The organism is Desulfococcus sp., from assembly GCF_050178255.1.
Classification (GTDB): Bacteria; Desulfobacterota; Desulfobacteria; order Desulfobacterales; family Desulfococcaceae; genus Desulfococcus; species Desulfococcus multivorans.
The window spans coordinates 1-3,745 of sequence record NZ_JBFXGG010000185.1 but is presented as its reverse complement, the minus strand read 5'-3'; the positions used below and the strand labels follow the sequence as shown (position 1 = coordinate 3,745).

The following is a 3,745-nucleotide window of genomic DNA, read 5'->3' as shown; positions in this document are numbered from 1 at the left end:
AGGCAGCGACCATCGCGCCGAGGACAAAACCGATGATCTCGGGACGAATGTACTGCACCACCGCCGCCCGATGAAGACCGAGCGCGCCGGCCATGTCGCGTTCAAAGCAGGCCACGCAAATCCCCATGTTGCCGGGATTGCCCAGTTTCTGCAGCACGGGCGCCAGGATTCCGATAACAGCCCCCACCCCGATCACGCCCCATTTCGTTGCGAAAATATTTTTCCCCCCCATCGATCCCTTCATCCTTTCTTTGCTGACCAAGAAACGCTATTCACCGAACGGACAGGATAACTCACCGGCGTGATACACATGCTTTTCGCCGCAAAAGGGGCAGGGGCCGTTGAGGGCCACCTTTGCATCCAGAACCCTGTTCCCGGACCCGTCGGTTATGACGCCCCTGTTATCCAATATTGTGAAATCCGCGCTTTCAAACACCTCGTTTCGCGTCGGACACACAAATATAAATTTCATATCCATGCTCATCCTCCGATATGGGTTCGGTACCGGCCCCTGACAGTTGAAAAACAATGGTTACCCTGTTCAACGACCCGGCGCCTGATCTCATAATGGCTATCGATATAATTCTTATATCATTGTTTTCCCAATGATTCTAATCGATTTATTCTATTCTTCAAGGCTGTTCGATAGAATTTTACGATGCGCATCAAAACGCTTATGGGGCGGGGAGAACCGCTCTCAGACAGGTGCTGATGTCGTTTTTCAGTGTAAAATCAGAAGAGGGGCGTTGAAACGGCTTGGAGAGTTCAAACTCGACATTCGACTTTCATAGGCCGGTGCTATCCGGTCTCACCATCATGAAAGTGGAAAATTGAATTCGAATTTATTGCGAGGGGGCTCAGGGGGGGATTTGAGCAGCCCCTTTCGCTCCGCCGTCGGCATGGCGGCATGACCTTACAGCGGGGAGTCCTCCGGGTCCGACGAATCGTCGGTGTCCGGCGATATAGACGGCGCGTTGTAGGCTTCCAGGCCCAGGGCACGGGCCCGCTTTTCCCATTGCTGCCGGGCCAGCGCCTGCATGTCCTCGACCCGGTCCATCTCGTCGACGATCTCCATGCCCAGGAGCGTTTCCACCACGTCCTCGAGGGTCACCAACCCGACGGTGGCCCCAAAAGCGTCGGCCACGAGAGCGATGTGGCGACGATGGTCGAGGAGATATTCCAGGAGGCCGGAGAGGGGCATATCGTCGGGGACGGTCGTGATCTCACGCTTCAGGCTTTCCAGGCGGACATCCCCCTGCCCCCGGAATTTTGAGAGCAGCATGTCGTCCTTCAGAACAAACCCGGTGATGTCGTCGCGATCCTTCCGGTAGATCGGCAGGCGCGAGAACGGGAGGGCGTCGTCGGCCGCCAGGGCCTCCGTGACCGTCATGTTCTCGCGAAGACCCTGCATCACCGTTCGCGGGGTCATGATATCCCGGGCCTTGAGGGAGCCGAACCGGAACAGGTTCCGGATGATCCGGGATTCGCGTTTGTCGAGCTGTCCGATCTGCTCCCCGATGCCGGCCATAGCGATGAACTCGTCGCGGCTGAACACATGCACCGCCTTCCGGCGGGCGATGAGACGGGTCAGCCCCTCCGATATCCAGATCAGGGGATAGAGAATCGAGATCAGTGCCCTCACGAAGAGCGCCGTGACCCCCGCCAGCCTCTGCCAGTAAACGGCACCGAGGGTCTTGGGAATGATCTCGGAGAGGAACAGGATCATCAATGTCATGACGGCGGAGAAAACACCGAACCATGCCGCGCCGAAGACGTCGGCGGCCTTGGCGCCGGCACCGATGGCGCCGACCGTGTGGGCGATGGTGTTCAACGTCAGAATGGCGGCCAGGGACTGATCGATTCTGTCCTGCTTCAACCGTCGGAGCAGGGCCGCAAGCCTTGGTCTGCGCGCTTTCTGTCCGAGGATGTAAGACGGCGTGATGCTGAGCAGGACCGCCTCCGCCACCGAACAGAGAAAGGAGAAGAACAGAGCGAGCAGCACATAGGTCACGAGAAGAACAGCGTCCATATGGGTATTTGAAGCACCGGCGACATCCCCGCTTCCCGGGCTTGCCGCCATGACCGCCCCGGCTCCGATCACCACGCCGGCAACACCCGCCGGCAGGAGGTATCCGCAATGCATTCGCTTCATTCCGCCGCCTTTCCGAGCTTCATGAGACTTGCGAAGACTTCCTGAACCCGCCTCCGGCGGTACTGCAGCCCCTGAACGCCTTGGAAAATCAGCAGAGTCGCCGTTTCCATCCTCCAAATCCACCTTGATCTCCTTTCCCTTGTTTACGACGTTGTCAACATCTTATCATAACGCAACTTCCGACTTTGATGGGCCGGTGTCATCCGGCCACCATCATGAACGTCGAAAATTAACTTTTCTATATACCATTGGAACGGATAGACCTGTAGTTTTTTTGATGCCGCACCCCAAAAGATTTTTGACGGTGCATGCCGTTTTCGGCGTCGAGCGATAACGGATGCCCTTATCGGCGGAATCCGCTACGGTGATCAAAATCAGGTTGAAGACGCCGTGTCAACATCAAAAACTCCCTTATTCCCACAATAATCCGGGGTGCGACGCCGGAAGATCCTCCGGACCGGTCTTCTTGCCGCCCCCTCTTGAAAAATCCGAAAAAGCCCTCATTATATCCCTTGTCCGATGATCAGCAATAACGTCCCGAGACACAAAAGGTAATTATGAAACAAAGCTTAAAGTCCACGCCTTCCGCCCCACCAGCCCCGGCCGAAAGGCCGACCCCTTTCTCCATACGCCGCAAGCCTCTCCCGGCATCCGGGGAACTGGAGGCCATCATCGTCAAGGGCGCGCGGGAACACAATCTCAAGAACATCGACGTGGAGCTGCCCAAGAAAAAGCTCATCGTCTTCACCGGGGTCTCGGGTTCGGGCAAGTCGAGCCTCGCCTTCGACACCATCTTTGCCGAGGGCCAGCGCCGATACGTGGAGTCCCTCTCCGCCTATGCCCGCCAGTTCATCGGCCAGATGGAGAAACCCCGCTACGACACCATCCGGGGGCTTTCACCCACCATCTCCATCGAGCAGAAATCGGCGAGCAAGAACCCCCGCTCCACCGTGGGCACCATCACCGAGATCTACGATTACCTCCGGGTCCTCTTCGCCCGGATCGGCGAACAGTACTGTTACCGGTGCGGCAGTCGCGTCGGCCGGGGGGATGCCCAGAGCATGGTGAACCAGATCATGGAGATCCCGCCCGGAGCCAAAATTCTGATCCTCGCGCCGGTGATCGACAACCGCAAGGGGGAGCACCGGAAGATTTTTCAGGATCTGGCCGCCGACGGGTTCGCCCGGGTCCGGGTCAACGGCGTGGTGCGGGATCTGGAGGACATCCAGGGCCTGGAGAAGCACAAGAAACACACCATCGAGGTGGTGGTGGACCGGCTCTCGGTCAAGGACGACGAGGCCTTCCGGAAGCGGCTGACCGATTCGGTGGAGACGGCGCTGCGCCTGGGCCGGGGGCGGCTCGTCGTCCATGTCCTGGGTCGGGAGGATCTCAGGATGAGCGAAGCCCGTTCCTGCTGCGGCATCGCCTATCCCGAGCTCGATCCGCCCCTCTTCTCGTTCAACTCCCCCCAGGGCATGTGCCCGGACTGCAACGGCATCGGCAGCGAGCTTTCCATGGACCCCGAAAAAATCGTTCCGGACAAGACCCTCTCCATCCGGCAGGGTGCCGTCATTCCCTGGCGCGGCTATTTCA

The 3,745-nt window shown here is 58.5% G+C and carries 1 protein-coding gene and 2 pseudogenes; 1 reads left to right on the top strand and 2 read right to left on the bottom strand.

The window, feature by feature from the left end; all coding sequences use genetic code 11:
- Together AB7S84_RS16925 and AB7S84_RS16920 are read right to left on the bottom strand one after the other, a co-directional pair.
- Positions 1-232, bottom strand: a pseudogene (locus AB7S84_RS16925) (YedE family putative selenium transporter); the annotation flags it as partial.
- 681 nt (positions 233-913) lie between these two features.
- Complete coding sequence (locus tag AB7S84_RS16920; protein ID WP_020878395.1) at positions 914-2,152, bottom strand: CNNM domain-containing protein; 1,239 nt, start codon at positions 2,150-2,152, stop codon at positions 914-916.
- Positions 2,153-2,709: 557 nt separating this feature from the next.
- Here AB7S84_RS16920 and AB7S84_RS16915 point away from each other — a divergent pair.
- Positions 2,710-3,745 (top strand): annotated as a pseudogene (locus AB7S84_RS16915) (excinuclease ABC subunit UvrA); the annotation flags it as partial.